General features: G+C 51.1%; 16 protein-coding genes, 1 tRNA gene and 1 pseudogene. 10 read left to right on the forward strand and 8 right to left on the reverse strand.

What is annotated here, in order from left to right; all coding sequences use genetic code 11:
- Positions 1-256: 256 nt before the first annotated feature.
- A complete protein-coding gene (locus TU74_RS09120) occupies positions 257-1,183 on the reverse strand; it encodes a LysR family transcriptional regulator (RefSeq protein WP_047274985.1) in 927 nt (308 codons plus the stop codon).
- 311 nt (positions 1,184-1,494) lie between these two features.
- Here TU74_RS09120 and TU74_RS09125 point away from each other — a divergent pair, with 311 nt between their 5' ends.
- The 3 genes from TU74_RS09125 to pcp are packed head-to-tail and all read left to right on the forward strand — an operon-like array spanning position 1,495 to position 3,828.
- A complete protein-coding gene (locus TU74_RS09125) occupies positions 1,495-2,226 on the forward strand; it encodes a DUF969 domain-containing protein (protein WP_047274939.1) in 732 nt (243 codons plus the stop codon).
- Positions 2,223-3,173: a DUF979 domain-containing protein gene (locus TU74_RS09130; RefSeq protein WP_048376141.1), complete on the forward strand. Its 951-nt coding sequence runs from the start codon at positions 2,223-2,225 to the stop codon at positions 3,171-3,173. The genes TU74_RS09125 and TU74_RS09130 overlap by 4 nt, the downstream gene beginning before the upstream one ends.
- Before the next feature lie 7 nt (positions 3,174-3,180).
- Entirely contained in the window at positions 3,181-3,828 is a 648-nt protein-coding gene (pcp, locus tag TU74_RS09135) for a pyroglutamyl-peptidase I (protein ID WP_048376143.1), read from the forward strand.
- 54 nt (positions 3,829-3,882) lie between these two features.
- Here pcp and TU74_RS09140 read toward each other — a convergent pair whose 3' ends face one another.
- The 4 genes from TU74_RS09140 to TU74_RS24890 form a co-directional block, all read right to left on the reverse strand.
- On the reverse strand, positions 3,883-4,380 hold the full coding sequence (locus TU74_RS09140; protein WP_048376144.1) for an anti-virulence regulator CigR family protein: 498 nt from the start codon (positions 4,378-4,380) through the stop codon (positions 3,883-3,885).
- A 146-nt stretch (positions 4,381-4,526) separates the two neighbouring features.
- Positions 4,527-4,871, reverse strand: a complete 345-nt coding sequence (locus TU74_RS09145) for an antibiotic biosynthesis monooxygenase family protein (protein ID WP_048376146.1) — start codon at positions 4,869-4,871, stop codon at positions 4,527-4,529.
- Positions 4,871-5,443 carry a cytochrome P450 gene (locus tag TU74_RS09150; RefSeq protein ID WP_420912157.1) on the reverse strand — a complete coding sequence of 191 codons (573 nt, stop codon included), beginning with the start codon at positions 5,441-5,443 and terminating at the stop codon, positions 4,871-4,873. Before TU74_RS09150 ends, TU74_RS09145 begins: the two co-directional genes overlap by 1 nt.
- Positions 5,444-5,493: 50 nt before the next feature.
- A complete protein-coding gene (locus tag TU74_RS24890; RefSeq protein ID WP_262374183.1) occupies positions 5,494-5,622 on the reverse strand; it encodes a hypothetical protein in 129 nt (42 codons plus the stop codon).
- 501 nt (positions 5,623-6,123) lie between these two features.
- On the opposite strand from TU74_RS24890, the pseudogene TU74_RS23385 reads away from it, so the two are divergent.
- The 4 genes and pseudogenes from TU74_RS23385 (at position 6,124) to TU74_RS09165 (ending at position 10,048) form a co-directional block, all read left to right on the forward strand.
- Positions 6,124-6,614 (forward strand): annotated as a pseudogene (locus tag TU74_RS23385) (Hcp family type VI secretion system effector).
- Positions 6,615-6,624: 10 nt separating this feature from the next.
- The gene (locus TU74_RS23390; protein WP_241485553.1) at positions 6,625-7,746 is read left to right on the forward strand and encodes a polymorphic toxin type 44 domain-containing protein; all 1,122 of its coding nucleotides are present in this window, start codon (positions 6,625-6,627) and stop codon (positions 7,744-7,746) included.
- A gap of 545 nt (positions 7,747-8,291) precedes the next feature.
- Entirely contained in the window at positions 8,292-9,065 is a 774-nt protein-coding gene (locus TU74_RS09160) for a hypothetical protein (protein WP_053069988.1), read from the forward strand.
- Positions 9,066-9,163: 98 nt separating this feature from the next.
- The gene (locus TU74_RS09165; RefSeq protein ID WP_048376148.1) at positions 9,164-10,048 is read left to right on the forward strand and encodes a hypothetical protein; all 885 of its coding nucleotides are present in this window, start codon (positions 9,164-9,166) and stop codon (positions 10,046-10,048) included.
- 494 nt (positions 10,049-10,542) lie between these two features.
- Here the strand turns inward: TU74_RS09165 and TU74_RS09170 are convergent, their stop codons facing one another.
- Complete coding sequence (locus TU74_RS09170) at positions 10,543-10,851, reverse strand: hypothetical protein (protein ID WP_048376151.1); 309 nt, start codon at positions 10,849-10,851, stop codon at positions 10,543-10,545.
- A 112-nt stretch (positions 10,852-10,963) separates the two neighbouring features.
- On the opposite strand from TU74_RS09170, the gene TU74_RS23400 reads away from it, so the two are divergent.
- The 3 genes from TU74_RS23400 to TU74_RS09180 all read left to right on the forward strand — a co-directional run bounded on the left by TU74_RS23400 (position 10,964) and on the right by TU74_RS09180 (position 12,244).
- Entirely contained in the window at positions 10,964-11,185 is a 222-nt protein-coding gene (locus TU74_RS23400) for a helix-turn-helix domain-containing protein (RefSeq protein WP_082149858.1), read from the forward strand.
- A gap of 32 nt (positions 11,186-11,217) precedes the next feature.
- Positions 11,218-11,433: a hypothetical protein gene (locus tag TU74_RS09175; RefSeq protein ID WP_048376153.1), complete on the forward strand. Its 216-nt coding sequence runs from the start codon at positions 11,218-11,220 to the stop codon at positions 11,431-11,433.
- Positions 11,434-11,566: 133 nt separating this feature from the next.
- Entirely contained in the window at positions 11,567-12,244 is a 678-nt protein-coding gene (locus tag TU74_RS09180) for a recombinase family protein (protein WP_048376154.1), read from the forward strand.
- 458 nt (positions 12,245-12,702) lie between these two features.
- On the opposite strand, the gene TU74_RS23115 is transcribed toward TU74_RS09180, so the two are convergent.
- Entirely contained in the window at positions 12,703-15,588 is a 2,886-nt protein-coding gene (locus TU74_RS23115; protein ID WP_053069990.1) for an SEFIR domain-containing protein, read from the reverse strand.
- Between the two features lie 723 nt (positions 15,589-16,311).
- Positions 16,312-16,388, reverse strand: a tRNA-Val gene (locus TU74_RS09190).
- Between the last annotated feature and the right edge of the window lie 25 nt (positions 16,389-16,413).

Here is a 16,413-nt window from a genome sequence, read left to right on the forward strand (position 1 = left end):
CGGAATGGTGGCAAGGATACCGATCCCAATGGTCAACAGCAGAAATCCGCCCAAAAACCAACCCATCTTAGCCATATCAGTTCCTACCGTAAGTATGTCGAAAACCAGAACGTGAGCATCAACGGACGGCATCCCTGCACCGTTTAAGGTTCGATGCCTGCTTGAGCGATCTGACTGGCTGCAATTTTCTGCCGATTGTGAGCTGCAATACAGGCGCAGTTGATTCATAAAAATACGGATCAGATGATGAGCTGTACTAATCGAGGGCCTTGGGCAATACCAGATGGCCCGGAGCAACGGCACGTTGGTAGTCGGCCACCACCTCTTGCGCAAGGCTGACAACCGCTTCATTGAGTTCAAGGCCAGCCCCGACGCGCCAACTGGCATAGACCGAAAAGCCGGGCCCAGCACACATCGGCAATTCAACCAGACTGCCATTACTCAATTCGCGGCTGACCAGCACTGGCGGCAGGACGCCAATGCCAAACCCGTCAGCCACCAGCTTGATAATGGCCGCCACCGAATTGATGCAACTGATGCGTGGCGCGCTCACGCCTTGCTGATGCAGGTAATTGAGCACGTCCTGATGCGGCCGGGACAGCCGCGAAAAGGTCAGGATCCGCTCTTGGCAAAGCGCTGCAAGCCCTTCATACGGGCGATCAAGCGGGGTTCCACTGGCCACCACCCACCGCAACGGATAGCACGCCAAGTGTCTGTTACGCACACCGTCGGCCCGTAATAAGTCTGTCTGGAAAATCAGGTCCAACTGCCCCTTGAGTAACTGCTCATTCAGGTTGAGGGCCGTATCGGCAGTCAGCTCGACTTCAACCTGCGGGTATTCCCGGCTCAGGGCGTTAATCAGCTCGCTTAACCAGCTGTGAATCACGGTGTCCATGACCCCAATGCGCAAGCGGCCTGAAAACGTGTCGGCCTGGCCCAGTGACTGGAGCAAGCGCTGCTGGGTCGCCAGCATCTCCTGCGCATAGCTCAGCACGTTGTGCCCCTCACGGGTCAGGCTGACCCCCCGTGAGTCACGTTGAAACAACTGCACGCCGAGTTCAGCTTCCAGCACCGAGATACGGCTGGAGATCGCCGCTTGTGTACTGGATAGCTTTTCGGCAGTCAGTCGAAAGCTGCCGAGCCGTGCCACCCACACAAAGGTCAAAAGGAATCGCATATTCATGCAGGGTTGCCCGTCCACACCAAACAAGGCTGCCACTGTAAACCCTTGCAACAATCCCAAGCCAGCCCGACCAGGCAAGCCGTTAACCAAACTTTTTTGTTCGGCGGTGACAACTTTTTTTGACTGGACGCAGTGAATAAAGCGCCCAAAGATATCGCTCAATGACGCTCTATCATCGGGCGCCAACAATAAAAAAACACGCTGAGTCCGGCAGCGAATCAATTTTGCGAAAGTGAGCCCGACCGCTTTCGCCTTGCGCGCACCCCAGCCTGCCCTGGCGTTGCGGCATCCAGCCAAGGGATTCACTCCCCATGCAAACCGTCGTCAACCTATGGCCCTTATTGGGCGTATTCGTCATCGTCGTGGGCTTCGTGCTGCGCTTCAATCCTCTACTGGTCGTGAGTTTGGCCGCGATCGTGACCGGCCTTGCAGCCAGCTTCTCCCTGGAGCACATCATCACGTTGATGGGCGAAGGGTTTCTGCAAACCCGCGCCTTGCAACTGATCCTGCTGCTGCCCCTCGCAGTGATCGGTTTGCTGGAGCGCCATGGCTTGCGTTTGCATGCGCAGAACTGGATCGCCAAGTTTCAACGGGCCACGGTCGGTCGCCTGCTGATCATGTATCTGTTCGTGCGGGAGACCACCGCGGCGGTGGGCTTGACCAGCCTGGGTGGCCACCCGCAGATGGTGCGCCCTTTGTTGGCCCCCATGGCCGAGGGCGCGGCTGAAAATAAGTTCGGTAAGTTGCCCGAAGCACTGCGTCATAAGGTGCTGGCCATGTGCGCGGCCACCGACAATGTCGGTTTGTTCTTTGGCGAAGATGTGTTCGTAGCCTTTGGCGCAATCGCCTTGATGCATACCTTTTTACTGGGCTCGGGTCTCGATGTAGAACCTTTACACATCGCATTCTGGGGAATTCCCACGGCTATCTGCGCCTTTATCGTGCATGCCCTGCGCCTGTATCGCTTCGACTTGCAGCTGACGCGCCAACTGACCTCGCCGCAATCGTCCATCACGCCTGGCTCGCGGGAGGCTGCACAATGATCATCTCCATTGAGTACTTCTACTGGCTGGCTGGCGTGTTGTTAATGGTCACCGCCGCTATGATCGCCTGCGACAAGACCCATCCAAAACGCTGGAGCAGCAGCCTGTTCTGGACACTGTTTGCCATCGTTTTCCTGGTAGGCGACCGCTTGCCGCCGTTCGCTGTAGGCGTAGGCGTACTGGTCATGGCTGTGATCGCAGGTGTGGGCGGCGTAGGCCGCGGGACGCATGCCGAATTACACGTCAAGGCAGCACGCGCCAGCGCCGGGCGACTGGGACACAAGCTGTTCATCCCTGCCCTGTCGATTCCTCTGGTCACGGTTATCGGCTCCATGCTGCTCAAACACACGCAAATTGCTGGCGTGCCGCTGCTGGACCCCAAAAACACCACGTTCGTGTCCTTGGGACTGGGCTGTATTGTGGCCTTGATTCTGGCCTGCCTGCTGACTCGCGATACGCCCCTGCAAAGCCTGCGCGAATCACGCCGTCTGACCGAGGCACTGGGCTGGACCATGGTGCTGCCGCAAATGCTGGCCATGCTCGGCCTGCTGTTTAACGATGCGGGAGTGGGTACAGCCGTGGCGCACGTCGCAACGTCCTACATCAACATGGACTACCGCCTGATCGCGGTGATGGTGTATGTGCTGGGCATGGCGTTGTTTACCGTGATCATGGGCAACGGGTTTGCGGCGTTCCCGGTGATGACCGGTGGCGTGGGTGTTCCAGTGCTGGTGGGTATTTACGATGCCAACCCGGCCGTCATGGCCGCCATTGGCATGTTCTCGGGGTACTGCGGAACACTGATGACGCCGATGGCGGCCAACTTCAATATCGTGCCGGTGGCCCTGTTGGAGATTCCGGACAAATACGCGGTGATCAAAGCGCAAATGCCGACGGCACTGATGATGCTGCTGGTCAATATTGCCCTGCTCTATCTGCTGATGTGAGGTACCCATGCGTACTGTGTTGCTGACAGGTTTCGAACCGTTCGATCAAGACACGCTCAACCCCTCATGGGAAGCCGTGAAAGCGCTCGATCAACGCCTGATAAAGGAAGACACCCGGATTGTCTCGCGGCAGTTGCCGTGCGTGTTCTCTCAAGCCCCGGCCCGTTTGCGCGAGCTGTTGGAGACCGTGCGGCCAGACCTGGTCATTGCCGTAGGACTAGGGCCAGGACGCACCGATATTGCCATCGAGCGCGTGGCAATCAATCTCAACGATGCGCGCATTCCCGACAACCTGGGCGACCAGCCCATCGACACCCCAGTGGTCATGGAAGGCCCGGCAGCCTACTTCAGTACATTGCCGATCAAGGCCATGGTGAGGGCGTTAAGGGCTGAGGGCATTCCGGCGTCAGTGTCCCAGACGGCCGGAACCTTCGTCTGCAATCAGGTGTTCTATTGCCTGCAACACGCCCTGGCAGGTACTGGCATACGCAGCGGATTCATCCATGTGCCGTATCTCCCGCAGCAGGTAGCGCTGGCGCCTCAGCCAGTGGCTTCCATGAGCCTTGAAACACAGGTCCAGGGGTTGCGTGTGGCAATCATTACAGCGCTTGAGACCTGGGTAGACGTCCTCGATTCAGGGGGGCAGGTGAGCTGACGGCTGCGCAGGCAAGCCCTCGCGCGGTGGCCCATTTCGAAACCGCTTGAAACCTCAATCGAATGCCCCATTAAGCACTTCATAAATCAGACCACTGGCGATCGAAACCAAGATCAAGTCAGCTCCGGCTTGTTGCCATTCATACCCCTCGTAGTGGGGCAATTGAGTTAACAACCTGCCGTCCAGCTTTTTCGCAATCCCCGGAGGCAGCGGTTTTCCCCGCGCGAGGTTTTTTTGGATCCCGGGCGGAAGTGACGGGCCAGGCTGCCAGTCATTGCGATGGCCTGCCAGAATCCCTAAAACACTGTCCCTGTCGATATGAGGCGAACGGCCCCACTCCCCCTCCTGTTGGCCCTTGCCTTTATTACCCTGATTCCCTTTAGAGTCCTGATTTTTGTGGCCCTGATCCGCCTTATTACCCTGCCCTTTGCCTCCTTGTGCATGACCTTTATCAGGCCCTTTGCCGTTACTGGGATCGCTGGATACAGGCAACGAAGTCAAGGCCAGGGAGCAACACATGGCCGTAGCCGCCAACACACGTAATGTGAACATGACCGTCCTCTCAATTAAGGGAGCACCTCTGGGTATTGTTGAAAGTAGCTGATTCCTGGCTCATACGCCGAAGCGTTTCTCGTTCACCCACGCCGCGTCGACTCTCTTCGGTCGAACGCGCCTGACGTTCAGTTGCCGCCGACCGTTCACTCATGAGCGTGTTTGCTATCGCTCGGTGCCTGAAGGCGATCCTCAAGACTATAGTCGCGAACCACGTGGGCAATGCGCAGGTGATAGTCATCGAAAACCTGCCTGCGCCCCGCCAATTGTGCCGCCCGGTGCAGCTCAAGACCGCGCCACCGTGTGATAGCGTCCTCGTCACGCCAAAAGGACAGTGAGAGCACCTTGCCGGGCTCACTCAGGCTTTGAAAACGCTCTACCGAGATAAAGCCATCCAGCTCTGCCAGCATGGGTTGGAGTTCAGCTGCAAGGTCAAGATACCGCTGGTATTGCACCTCATGAGGCCATGCTTCAAAAATAACAGCGATCATTAGCGGGTTTCCTCATCAGGATAAAACGTGGGGATGCGGCCATTGTGGGAGGGCAAATAGTCCCACCGCAGCAGACGGGCAAACGGGACAGGATGACTATGCAGCCAGACCAAAATCGCCTCGCAGGCGATCGTCAATGCAAGTGCCCGACCCGGACATTCATGCCTTGCTGCCCCAAAGCTGAAGGTGCGTCGCTGCGTCCGTCTGAGCAAGAAGCTGTCGGGGTCCGGATTGACGTCAGGATCCCTGTTGGCTGAAGCGAGCAGCACCAGCACAGTATCCCCCTCTTCCAGCACCCTGCCGCCGACAGTGCAACGCATCGCCACGAATCGCCGAGTGTTTTGCACGGGCGAGTCGTAGCGCGCTACCTCGGCCACCAAGTCCGCAACAATCATCGGCGTAGGCTGCACGCCTTCAATCAGGTGAGGTTCCCGCTGAAGCGCTATGAGGGTATTGCCGATCAAGCCAGCGGTGGCCTCGCAGGCCTGTGACAACAGGCCAATAAGGTTGGCGATCAACGCATCGTGATCTCCCCAGGCAGCGGCTTCGCACCGGTTCAAGATATCGCTCAAGAAGCGGCTTTTTAGCTCGCCACTGCCAAGCAGCGTGGTGAATATTTCGCTTAGCCGGATCGCCCCGCGATGGGCTGCACCCAGTTACTGGTGCCGTTGCTGGCTTCCCCGAGCCAAATGCCGCATGGCGCCTGCTCAGCTTCATCGTCGTCAGGGTAGGGATCAAAGTGCGTGGCCATCGTCGGTTTCCTATTTGGGGTTTGGGGAGCAGTGGAACCAAAAACCAATGTAAGCCGTACTTTCTGTTTGCCGTCTACGACGGCCTGCGCGCTCGCGTGCCACCTGTGGAGCTGAGAGTCCAGGCGCTGGCATCCAAACCTAAGTTAGACCGCCTTAGGCGGACGCCTAGGAGGGGGTGTATGCCGCCCCCCCCAGAAAATTCCGTCGGAAACGCCTGGAGATAGATTTCCGGCTGCTCTGTCTACCCGATATAGTTTTACGTACACGTTTTACTCATGAAAAGGGGCCGTTTTCGCGTTTGGTTCAGCAGAGCCGGAAATCACTGGTTTTCCGACAGACCTCGCCGTTGCTGGGTTGGGGACTCTCCGGAAAAATCGGGGGGTCCGGCGTACACCCCCTGAACAGCAGATTACCTTGTTACAAATACTCACTTTTTCTAGATAGGTCAGCGGAAAAAACATGAAATAACATTTCCCCCTGATTATCTAAGGAAGAACATAATGGCTAGCGTCAGTTACATAAGCATTACCGGAAATAAGCAAGGACTTATTTCCGCCGGTTGTTCTGATCAAGAGTCAATTGGTAATAAGAGTCAGACAGCTCATAAAGATGAAATTATGGTGTTGGCTTATGAGCACGATTTGGCCACCAACAGTAACGGCAGCAGCGCGGGCGGGCGGGCGGGCGTGGCCAACACATGCCGCTATCGATTACTAAGAATATTGATAAATCTTCCCCATTGTTAGCCAGCGCTTGGGATAGCGGGGAAGAGCTGGACTGTACACTACACCTTTACCGCACCAGTTCGTCCGGTGGGCAGGAGAAGTATTACTCCATTCGACTCAAAGGGGCGCGTATCGCGCATATCAACGCACAAAGTCCTCACGCTGTTTATTTGAATGATGCAGACCCACAAGAACACGTGACTATACGTTACAGGGACATTATTTGGGAGCACATAGCGGCCGGAACATCAGCCTACAGCTCTTAGGAATCCTCTAATGAATGAAGCGTCTTGCACTATTCATGACGCCATTAAAACGGCGTCTAATCTAGCTTCCTTCGGCTCTTCGCTAGGCCGAAAACACGGCTTCGACCATTTGAAAAAAAGCCGGTTTGGTTTTCACATCGCGACATTAGCCAATGGCATCATCAAAAATATGCATGAAGGCAACCTCAGTGCCTGGGAAGGAATGCAGCAATTACAGGCTGAGTATGAAGGATTACGAGCAAAAACTTTTTTTTACGCAAAAAACGGGCGCATGCAAGGTAGAGATTACGAACGCCCCTATACGCCAATGCGCAGGGCAACAGGCGGAAAACTGGCTTTGTTCTTTGAGTCGCTGGTAGCGACTGGGAGTGATCGCTCACCGGACGGAAATTCCGCGCCTCCTGACGTGAAACCAGCTGCCACCATAGCGTCTACTGGCACGTATACCAACACCTCCAAAGGGGACGCAGCACGAGTGATGATTAGCCATTTAGCTAAGCTAGCCTCCCCCCTTATACCTCCCGCCCTTCAAGGTTCGTACGTCAGGGAATCCATCTGTGATATCACGCCCCAAGGATTAACTGGCCTGATGAGCCAGACCACTCCACCAGAAAAAACGGAGCCTGTCGTCTGCACTCATCCAGACATGATGGAAGAGCTGGCCAGCTACATCGCTGATGAGATGAATCGCAACATCCATCACTCGTCAGTCTCGAAAATGAAAGAATTGCTTAGCTACGACGTAGCGGAAGAGACCCGCAAGTTTATGGCGCTGCCTTGGTATGCCCAATCGGGTGCGTCCAGCCCTCAAGTTATTGGTGCCGCGAATGCTGCGGTGGCAATGACACTTTGGGCTGCAAAAGTGGGCCAGGGGATGGACTGGGATCACAAGAAGAAAATCCCAAAGGTCATTGGAGGTGTTTGGCACAAACAAGGAGACTACAATTATTTCTATGATATTTGGTCGAACATCCACTATGGCTATGTAGGGCGCGCAGGAGGCCTTTCAGAAAGCGTCCTATCCGATGGCGCGGGCGTTGAACAGATTGCATCCGAATCCATCCGTAAGATAAAAGATTGGGAGGAACGCCAGTGTTGGCGGCCTGGAAAACTTGTTATAAACCCTCTATAAACCCCAGAATAACCTGCACTAAATTAGTAATGTTTCAACACCCACCTCCATTTTGCCCAGCGTTTACGGGGTGAACTGATCGTCTGGGCTAAGCAGGGCGCTTCCACTCCTCTGGAAACTGGTTTATGCAAAATGACACGGTGCGATAGGGCTCTGGAATGATTAGCTTCCCGAACAAGACCAACCATATCTAAACGCTAACCGCAACCACTTCTTGACAGGCGGCCCACATCTGTGAGCAGATAGCTTTCTGCTTCAGTGAGCAGACAGACAATCTAGAAGCCTCTACGCGACCACGGAGCGAACTAATCGCCCAGAAATCGCAGGAGGTTTTTTAACGCCTGAACTTTGGCTGATCACCATTTGACGATCACAGCAAACCATGAGAACAGCCATGACTATTGCAAAGCAAGCGAACACCACCATGAGGTCGACGACATCGAATAGCTGAGTTCCTGCTCCTCCGTAGTGAGAAGAATGACGAGCCGATGCCGACCGATGTGTCGGTATTTTTACGCCCATTTTTAACTACATAGGAGGATTTTATGAGCAGCACTTTCACTGAAAACGACAAGACCAATGGTGAATCGCCGCAACTCGCAGGCAATCACCTCATCCGCCAGATCGCAGCTACAACGACAATCCCCGGACATACAGTTCGGTCCGCCAACGACAGCGTTAGCGGAAAGCTTGTCTGTGGAGTTGGAATTAACGACCTCCCCGGTAACTCATCCTACCGTGACCCCAAGACCGGTAAGCTGCGGATACAGCCAGCGTATTCAGCGTGGAACACCATGATCAATCGCGGCTATAGCAAGAAAACCCATGCCCGCTGCCCCACCTACATCGGGTGCTCTGTACACCCCGAATGGCTCAGACTCTCTGGGTTCAAAGCTTGGTTTGATCAAAACTATGTTGAAGGCTGGTGCTTGGACAAAGACCTGATATGTCCCGGTAATAAGGTATATGGACCGGAACACTGTCGATACGTGCCACCGTACCTCAACCTCATCGTAACCGACTCCGCAGCCACCCGTGGCGAGTGGCCGCTAGGCGTAACTAAGCAGGCACGAGGAGTAGCGTATCAGGCACTTTGCAGAGCTGATGGCAAGCAAATTCGCCTCGGTAGCTTTGATTGCCCGCTATCGGCTCACAAAGCTTGGCAGGTGAAGAAGGCAGATGTAATTGATGCTGCTCTACGGCGGTACATGAATGAACGAGTGGTCCATCTAGAAGTTGTACGAGCGTTGATTCACTACGCCGACCGGCTTCGAGCTGACTCGACCGCAGGCAGGGAAACTACTGGTTTCTCCGCTTAAACAGCATTACCTAACATAGCCGCAGGCGCTCACTTGCGGCCAAAACAAACACTGAGGCAACAGCCTATGAAATGAACTTGAATACAGGAGAACAACCCATGTCGCACGCATCCGCCTTTAAATCGCCCACTATCACAACCGCCACCAGTAAATCTCTTTCCGACCTGCTCTCCCCAGCAGAATTGGAAGCATTGAATGTGCGTATTGCCGCTAACGCAGATCAGTGGCTGGTAGACAATGCACCGAAGACCAGAACGAAGGCACCACGTAAACCAAAGAGTGAACGCGGGCGAAAGCCCAAGATGATTGAGAATCCGTTTTATGGGTTCATCGGCTGTACAACTTACTGGGGGCGCTATCCAGCGTTTGCCATGGACATCATTGAAGGAATTGCACGACTTGACTGGTATGACCGCCCCGCGGGTATTGGTGGAAAGTCTATGCCGCTGTCTGTACGTAAACTTGTAGTAACTCTGGAAAGCCTCCAAGTCGTCTCTAATGAGGGTGTAGAGGATTTGCTGCAACTTGGGGAAAGGCACGCAAGACGTTACGTCAAAGCAATCGAAATGATTGTTCCAAGGATGATGGAGAGTCGTCCGCGATCCCTGATCAACGAGATGGATGGCATCGAGCCTGAGCCAAAAGCTTGTGAGTGGGATGATTGGGATGATCTGTGCAAACCAAGTGCTGAAGAACTGGCCAAACTGCATGATGACTTGCGCACCCTCACCGAGTTCAAGACTGCGGAAGAGTACGAAGCGGAATATCCGACACATCCAGCTCCCGCTAATGTCGTAGCCTTGCCGGTGCGTCATAAGCACCAGAACCGGCACCAGCACCCGAAGAAGCTAGACGTACTGGAGATGCTAGCACAAGGCGTAGCGGTCAAGGCCATTGAGCGAGACACCGCCGTATCGGCAAAGACCATCAGGAAGTGGCGTGACGAGATGCAAACCACACAGGGTGAGTTGCAGGCCGCATAAGCAGCCCCTCTCAAAAAAAAAAGGGGGGGGGGGACTAATTCGGCCGCATGTATCATAGAAACACTTCAATGCGGAGCATTGGATTGAATACCATTTCATGCAAAGCATGAGTCAGAACAATCTTCGTATCGTCCCGATTCTGGATCAACATACCAACAAATTAAATGAAATCAATATACATCTAAGCTCTTGCTCTTGATCTGCTCCACCGAAGGTAACGTGCATAATTGTCAGCGTCCGCTGACGGAAGGTCTACCTAATACTTCCGTATTCATTCTTACACCAACAAACAAGATCAAAATAAAAATCAAAAGAGAAGAGCTGAATTTGTGTAATTTTTATTTGTTACTGAAGTACATCCGAAGGGATGTCGGCAGTCACGCCTAAACATTGAAAACTGAAATTTTCGGTGCGAGCATTTCAGCAGAGCTGAGAGGGTATAACACCCAAAGCTCCGCTTTAGATGTGCAATCGTTGTCTTGCATGTGCAACAACTATCGCAGGCAGAAGTACAAAAATACTACGACCAGAACCACGAATATCACCCGCCCTTGAAGCACTTCCGAGTTGAGTTCGTCGCTCCTGATCTGCTTGTAAGTCTCGTTGTCACTCAAGCCTTTCGTCTTGTAGTGCATTATCTGGTTGATCTGCTTGTCGAGCTTTTTGTTGTGGCTGTCATTGCTCCGCATGGCAATACCCCACACCAACAACCAAAGACCTCCAGTCAGCACTGTCATGATCACGTGCAGGATGTGATTTGTTTTCTTCTTCTGGGGGGTCAGTACAAACAGTTTTTCGTTCATAGAGCATCACTCTCGGTTGCTGGCTAGCAAACGTTGAGCATAGCAATGTATCAATTGGTGTGTCACCATTTGGTGTGTTCACGATTGGGGTACATCCGCCCATCATTCGAGGATGCAACCAAATCAGAATCTGAGAAAGGGCTTCGGCCAACGAATCCGAGAGCTACGCACGAGTCAGGGCTTCAGTCAGGAGGCTTTCGCTGATCGGTGTGGGTTCGTTCGAACGTATATGTCGCGAATTGAAACGGGCACAGCCAACCCCAGCCTAGATGCGGCAAAGGTGCTTGCTGATGGACTTGGAATGACCTTATCAGAGCTGCTACAAGGGCTCTGACGATCTCCAAAGACAAACTCAAGGAGTAAGCAGTGCCAGACAACACAGAAGCCAATGCAGCCACAGCAGACGCTCTAACCCTCCTCCGTCACAACCAGCACGCCATAGCTGCTGTAATTGAAGAATTGTCCCTGTGGGCTAAAGCTAATGCCGCAGGTGCCACCGGCGAAAATGCACTCAACGCATTACAGACTCTCGATGCGAACGCATCAGCCATCACCGCTGGGACTCTCAAACTCCGGCAATAATCGCTATCAAAGAAGTAGACCCATCAGGTAGTGCGATAGCGATCAGGAAATCACTATCAATAGACTCTTGTGGAGTGCTATGCGATTCATTTATCATTTACCTATCAAGTCGAATGACAAAGGATAGATGACGATGAATGCCCACCTTTACCTCCGAGCCTCTACCAAAGACCAAGACGCCAACCGTGCAAAGCTGGCCTTGGAGCAGTTCGCCGTCGAGAAGCGGTTGAACATTGTTGGCGTGTATGCGGAGAACATCAGTGGCACCAAGCTCAACCGTCCTGAACTGCTTGCCTTGCTGGATTCTGCCGCGAAGGGGGACGCACTATTGGTTGAGTCTGTAGACCGCCTGAGTCGCCTCTCACAAGCTGACTGGGACACTCTTAAGACTACCATCAAGGCCAAAGGGTTGCGTCTGGTTGTAGCTGATCTGCCTACCAGTCACATGCTCGTTGAGGCGAAGGGAATCACCGGTCAAATCATGGACGTGATCAACAACATGCTGATCGACCTCATGGCAACCATGGCAAGACTGGATCAAGAGAAACGCGTGGAGCGTATCAAGCAAGGATTGGAAAACAAGAAGGCTGCTGATCCTGATTGGAAGCCATCAGGCAAGGGAAGGAATGCTGCCAAGTGGGCTAAGGTACAGAAGCTGGTGCAGGAGTATCCAACAATGTCCGCCGACGAAATTGCCAAGCTCGCTGACTGTGGAGTCGCCACGGTGTACAGGATCAAGAAAGAATCGAAAGCAGCTTTATTGGACGCCTATACTGTCTCTGTCGCCCCAATCGAGCACTGCGGCACCTGAGCACCTGAGCACCTGAGATTATTTTCAGAAAGCAGCGGCCCTCATTAGCCCTCCTTGTGCTTGGTTAAGCACCTAGGGCAAAACCACCAGATTATTTTTCCAATCGAAAAAACCTATCGACTATCGAAGTAAATCTAAAATTTTGGCGGGACTGGAAATTCGCTGGAGAGCAGTCATCAGATAAAAGATTATCTACTGGAATCACCATGTTGTTTTCGCACACGGCGATTACACCGCGATGAATCCTCCAATGCACCATCTACTTGAGGATAGATCAGATGAAGGTGCCGGATAATTGGACCCACTTTTCGCCATTCGTCCCGATGAACGACTCGCTTGATAGCGGCATAAAGTATTTGACGGGACAAAGACCTTTATACACCACTTCAACTTACCAAGTAGTAAACCTAGCAGCAGAAGAGGCATATTATCCATGGCCCGTCTCGCAGAACCATCCTTCAGGATCTGAGATGATCTACGATCAGCTTCATTCTGCCATCAATATAATTATCGTTTAAAAATCTGTGAACACTATCTTTATAAGATTCAGCGACAACGTAAAATTTTTCACCACGTTTCTCTGAGAGAAACTCTAGCAATCCAATTTTAAGAAAACTATTAAACCCTCTCTTCCCCATCTTTTCCACTTTACCAGAAAACTGCATGTACATAATTTTTTGATCTATGAAATCATCACCTCGATGAAAGCTCCTCAGAAACTTTTTCAACTCCGACTCACAGAGAGCCTTATTACTTTTCTCGGAACTCTCAATAAGAGCCACAGTATCCGTCAAATCGCCAAGCTTACATGTACTATCGAACATTGCCGGATCAAAGCTTTCAGATGCATATGAACCGCCGGTATTTGAAAACTCACTATAGTAAAATTTCGTGCCCGAAAATTTTGACGTGATAAAATTCTCATAATTATAAAAACCACTCCCCCAAACTTGCAGATTGGAAAAATCCAAAGATGGGAAATCGCCATAAATATATAATCCCTCGATTTTTCCTTCAACATCCAAGTCCGGGGATATTTGATAAAGATCCCTTATACAGCGTGACAACTCCCCTCTTGCACCCTGGCTGCATCGTGAGTAAATACCCAGCAAAGCTCCCACGGCCTTTTTTAAAGCCTCCCCCTCTCTTGGCTCTAATCCATCACGAGCCATTAAAATTTTCGCGCTCTTCAACATATCTTTCACTGCCGAATGAAGAGTATCAGAAGGTTCTTGAGAGAAATAGCTAACTACATCTGACGAGGCCGATTGACCTACATCCTTAGTACTCGCAAGACATTGAACCATAACCTTACTCAGTGACTTACGCAGAATTCCGGCTATGACATAAAGCGATTTAAAGTATTCATTAAGAAAGTGATAACGAAAGCGAAGTTGCGTCCCTTCCTGAACCAGCAGCGGATTAATAACAACTTTCGAATACAAAACATCAGCACTATCATCGTGATAAATAGTTAATTTTTCACGGAGCTTTTCTGCCGGCATCGTTTCGCCATGCTCAACAGCCAACTCTGAGAAAAGATCAATGAACTCTTTTGTCTCGAGCTCTATATCATGCCTCGTTTTCTCACGCCGCAGGACGGAAAAAACTATTAAATCTGTCAGGGCCGAATTACAAGCATAGTCTTTATCTTCTGCCGAGATCTCAAATGATATTTTTCCCTGCTCATCAAGCTGCTCCTCGAATATTGTAGAAACAATATCAACAAAGAAAGGCACTATACGACTTTCATGCTCCCCAAAGCGCTCAAGCTGATAGATATATCTATCAAAAAGCCCAGTTACCTCTTCCACTTTATCGTACTTAGAAAACCGCTTCCTAATATACTTCGCACGAGAGCCCTCATCAAAACCGAGCAACTCATGGCATTGAATCCCAACATCATCTAATGCCACATCGTTTATGAAGTTCATATTCCTTGATGTTAATATAACCTGACTTCGCCCCATCTGCTGATGAGCGTCATGTATAGATATTAAAAAATCGACTACTGAGAAGCGATCTTGCAATATCGATGCAAACTCATCCAGACCATCAATAATTACTACAAGTCTTCCGCAGAGCAAGCATAACTCAAATTGATTTCTATCGTAAACCACCTCAAGCTTGTTAACTTGGGCATGTAGATCGTACAAATCATACAAGCCTTTAACTTCAATGTTTGCTACAAAATCACTGGAAAAATTATTCCGTAGCGATTCGGCCTTGATTAATATTACAGAGCTTTCACCGGCAAGCTTCTTATTCAAAGCGATAGCCAGTTCGTGACACAGAGTGCTCTTGCCCATCCCTCCGGTGGCAATAACGAGCTGCCCTGATGACGCTGTTTCTTTTGTTAGGCGATCAATCAGAAAACCAACAGCCGAATCACTCTTCGTTTTCACGTCATCGCCCGTCATGTGAAGCAAGGCTTGATCCGTATAGAATTTATTTGGCCTTACAGATGACGAATTACGCAAACCCTCATCAATACAGTACTCCCAGATAAATTCAGAATATGTTAACTCCACCACATTTATTGAAAGCCCAGCCGTATCAATAGTTCTTTGCACAAGGCTTTCAACGCCCTTCGCAGGGCGCAACAGAGTTAAATCCTTAACCTTTATACCCTTCTCTTTAACAAGCAAACAAAACCTATTAATGGTATGAGCAATAGTTATATTTGGATAAAGAATCAAGAAGTGAGATACAAATGGATTGCGAACCTCCCAAAGCTCAAATTTCACTCTATTGCCGTTAGAGAAATCGGTTCCATCAGCCGCACTAATCAACCCTTGTCGCTTGGGGTATTTAAGCCGTAATATATCTTCAACTCTCGTGAAAGTATAATTAGCACTACCACTCTCTATACTTTTCCTCTTTTCTGGGCGTTTAGTTTTTGCTTGGCGTGTAACAGCCTTAATTAAATAACTCAAACTCTTTTGGTATAAGTCATCCACGTGAAAGTCGACTCTAAACTTCCCCTTCAAGTAGAACGGCGTGCTGTTTCTCTCGCGAGAAACCACCAAAAGATTGCTCGCCGCCCCCCCTTCTGACTCCTCCCAATGCCGAATCGTGGCTAAGGTCGTTTCAATTCCAACGCCGCCAGTCCTACTGTCGGCCTTTTCTCTGTACTTCTCAGTACACACTACTAATATCACATCGGATTCTTGGACTGCCTTCTCCATAAATAAATTTTTATCGGAGAAGTTATCCAAATCAAACCTATCATAAGTTACGTGAAGCTCTTCATACTCATCTAAATCTGTAGCAAGGCCCAAAACCCAGTTTTGGTGCTCTTCACTATCCCAACTATAACTTATGAACAACTTGATAGGAGGCATTTTAGTCCTTAATCCTCGATAGTAGTAGACCCCCCAAGCTCACGAAAGGTCAGTGTGTGCCCATGCTTACATAAAAAACCCTAATGATGCCATATTGACATCTAACATCTTGCTGGACTCACCCCGGCACTGCTGGATAGGCTCCGCCACGGCGATTGCTGCACAAGGACACTTGCTATGATGGAAGGGAGATTTTAGCGGCCTGTATGTCGACCAGTGACGCCTCCCTCAAGCGTTAAGGCAGAGGCAAGAGGCATCTGGTAATTGCTGCTGACGCAACCACAGCGCCCAACAAGGCGAAAAAAGTTAACAGCCATCTAAGCAGGATCGAGTGATATAGCTGAAACAGACGCACTAGCATGCAGCTTATGATGCACCACTTAGGTGTCACTAAACGCTGTCGTACTTCGAGATTTTTGACCTAAAAACTCTTTCAGAGTCAATGACTTATGTAACGAAGACAGCCCCGCCAGCCATACCCCAGCGCGCAATGTTCTCGCTGCGGCTAGCTACCACACACAGCATACGCCCAACACCTCCGACAATACCGTCCAGCTACTCGTAGAAAAATCCTATCCGAAATCGAGCCATTTTCGGCATTCACATTGCCCCGTGTGAACGAACCCGATATTTTGTGAACGTTCTGCATGAAATTCAAGACAACAAAAAAGGGCCCACCTTTCGGTGAGCCCTTCTAGACCGCCCAGCAGAGCGGATTTTGTTTGGTAGGCGCGATTGGACTCGAACCAACGACCCCCACCATGTCAAGGTGGTGCTCTAACCAACTGAGCTACGTGCCTGCTGTGGGGTCGCATTCTATAGATT

It is taken from the genome of Pseudomonas lundensis, from assembly GCF_001042985.1.
In the GTDB taxonomy this organism is placed as follows: domain Bacteria; phylum Pseudomonadota; class Gammaproteobacteria; order Pseudomonadales; family Pseudomonadaceae; genus Aquipseudomonas; species Aquipseudomonas lundensis.